Annotated in this window: 4 protein-coding genes; all 4 read left to right on the top strand. The window is 60.0% G+C overall.

What is annotated here, in order from left to right; genetic code table 11:
* Positions 1-111: zinc ribbon domain-containing protein (locus E8D38_RS29585; protein ID WP_219851884.1), on the top strand; the 111-nt coding region annotated here is incomplete at its 5' end.
* Between the two features lie 82 nt (positions 112-193).
* Positions 194-727, top strand: coding sequence for a 2'-5' RNA ligase family protein (locus E8D38_RS27370; protein WP_140637441.1), 534 nt, complete (start codon positions 194-196; stop codon positions 725-727).
* Positions 728-1363: 636 nt separating this feature from the next.
* Entirely contained in the window at positions 1364-1762 is a 399-nt protein-coding gene (locus E8D38_RS27365) for a hypothetical protein (protein WP_140637440.1), read from the top strand.
* Positions 1763-1841: 79 nt separating this feature from the next.
* The gene (locus tag E8D38_RS27360) at positions 1842-2324 is read left to right on the top strand and encodes a hypothetical protein (RefSeq protein ID WP_140637439.1); all 483 of its coding nucleotides are present in this window, start codon (positions 1842-1844) and stop codon (positions 2322-2324) included.
* Positions 2325-2622 lie beyond the last annotated feature (298 nt).

Raw genomic sequence — 2622 nt, 5'->3', positions numbered from 1 at the left:
CAGTCTGCAAAGTACATCGCCGTTGTTTGCGAGCGCTGTGCCTACACGGAGTTTTATCAAGGCAGGGTGTCGGCTGGTGAGCAGGCAATCGACTTCGTCTTCGGAAGCTAGCGACGGATATGTTGTCTAACCCGTCGCTCAAGCGGACGTGCCGTCGGCACGCCGCTTACCTTCAACGTTAGCCGCCATCCGCATGGCCCAGTCCGCGCTCGTCGTCCGGGTGCCTGAGGCAGAGCCTTGGGTTCATGCATTGCGAGAGCAGTTCGATCCTTCGGCCAAGCAGGGTGTACCGGCACACATCACGGTTCTCCACCCATTCATGTCGCCGGAGCTTGTCTCGGAGCGCGTGCTGGCGGGCATTCGGCATACGCTGAGTCAGATGGTCTCGTTCGACTTTCAGCTGTCAAAGATCGGCCGCTTCCCCGGTGTCGCGTATCTCGCCCCGGAGCCGGCCACGCCATTTATTGCTCTCACCAACTGTCTGGCGGAGTGCTTCCCGGAGTACCCACCGTATGGTGGTCAACATCAAGGAGTGGTTCCCCACCTCACCGTTGCTCACGGGAGCCCCGAGCAGGCAGGCAAGGCTGAGGCGGAGCTGTTGCTTGAGCTGAAAACGCGAGGTGGCATTCGCGGCGCTTGCAGAGAGGTTGTGCTCCTGGAGAACTCCAGCGGTCTGTGGAGGGAAATGTATGCGTTTGGTCTTTCGCCGGGCAACCATGTCGGCTAACCCCTCCATCGAGCGGACGCCCTCCGGCATGCTTCGCATGCTTGCGGTCACCGCTCATGTCGAACGTTAGGCCGCAAGAATTCCAAACACCTGCCCTCGAACAATAGCGCGAGGACGCGTTGCCAAGTGTCCCCAACCGCCGCCGTCACGGACCCTTCACTTGCAAAGTTCGTTGAGTCTTCGCAGCTTCGCAAAGAAGCACCGATCAGCCCTCATCCTCGCCTTCCTGGCTGTTTGGTGTGTCGTGGCAGGCATCCTCATGTGGCGGGCCAAGACTGTCGAGCCGACGTTCATCGAAGCGGAGCGAGTCGCGTGCGAGAAGAAATGCAAGCCCTTCGCCTTTGAACTCCAAACCACCAGGCGAGAACGCGCCTACCAGCAGCCATCGTGGCGAAGCCCCGCGAGCAAGCACCCTGAGTGCGTATGTATCCGTTAGCCAACGCGGCGCGTCCGCGGTTCTTCCGCAATCAGGCTTGGCTCACGAGAATGCGGCCTAACCCTTCGCTCGAGCGGACGGCCAACGGCATGGCACCCTGGCCGCGAGGCGCCGTGGTACATGTTGCACCTCGAGGCCAGGGCGCCATGCCGTCGTCCGCCGCTCAGCTCGAACGTTAGGCCCCCCTACCGCTCATGCACTTGTTCTACGCATTCTGGTTCTTCTTCTGTGCTGGTTGGGGCTATCTGCTGGCGGGCTTTGGTGATTCCGACGCACCACCGTTGGGTCAACTCGTTGCGTCGTTTCCTCTTGTCTTGCTAACCTGCGTTGTCTTGTTTTGGTTGGAACTGCGGCGATTACCTCCGGGCCAGTTCGCCGAGCGGCCATCCCTCAAGCTAAAGCCCTGGAATCGCCCAACCGGTTTGCTCCTCTTCGTCGGCCTTACCTTTGTGTTCGCGTCACTGTGGGGCGTCGGCATTGCAGTTGTCGCACACATGCCCGGACTTCTGGTCGCACTTCACTTCTTGTCGCTCGGTGCCGGAACCCTCGCCGCAATCTTTGTTTGCCGTCATGCGTTTCCATCCAAGTTCGGCGCCTAACCCTTCCATCGAGCGGACGCCCAACAGCCAGCTTCGCTGTCTGTCGGTCGCCGCTCATGTCGAACGTTAGGGCAGTTTGGTGAACACCAAGCACATCCTTCGCTGGTTCCTATTCGTTGCGGCGTCAACGGCGTTGCTGGGTCCGGGGTTGGTGGTGGAGCTTCCAGCACTACCGAACACGTTGCGCCATACGCTTGGTCTCATCTTGGCGGTAGGCGCAGTTTTCGTCCTTCAACTGGCGTTGTTCCAAGCCTGCGCATGGGTTGTGCAGCGTACCGCTGGCCTCCGTCTGCTCATTCGGTTGCTTCTCTTCGCAGCACTCACCGCAGCCCTCATTCCTGCAATATGGCTGTGTGTCTTTCCTTTGGCTTTTCTGTTCGGCCTCATCGGCCAGTTTGTTGTTCCACCCGAGGCCGGATCAGTCCTCTACTGGAGCATTCACTACATGGGTTCGCTCACCCTTAAAGCGCTTCTATCCACTGCTGCCGTGTTCATATGTCCTACGCTGGTCGCGTTCCTTGCACTCGTCTCGGCGCGAAGCCCTAAGAGCTTGTTGCCATAGCCGGCGCCGAAGATCTATCGCTCCTGTCTGGGTCCGTTGGCTTCGCTTCGGGCAAGGGAGAAACGCTCGCAGCATCCACACCCGTGTTCAGCATCATGGGTCTAGCAGTTCAAGGTCCCCAGCCTCGCCAGCTGACTTGGGGCAATGATGTTTGCTTGAAGCTCGGAGATCGAGTGTATCCGTCCGGCCAACTCACCTTGAACGGCCCGTGCCCGGCAGCCAGGATGGTGCCCACCAAACAAGTTAGGTGGACACCATGTCAGACGCCAAGCCGGCCAGCCGCCGGCGTCACGACGCA

It is taken from the genome of Methylibium rhizosphaerae, assembly GCF_006386545.1.
Lineage (GTDB): Bacteria > Pseudomonadota > Gammaproteobacteria > Burkholderiales > Burkholderiaceae_C > Pseudorivibacter > Pseudorivibacter rhizosphaerae.
This window is presented reverse-complemented; position numbering and strand designations above follow the sequence as displayed.

Bases quoted from the DNA above. Each gene is read 5' to 3' on its own strand.
- E8D38_RS27370 (WP_140637441.1), top strand. From the start codon at position 194: ATGGCCCAGTCCGCGCTCGTCGTCCGGGTGCCTGAGGCAGAGCCTTGG.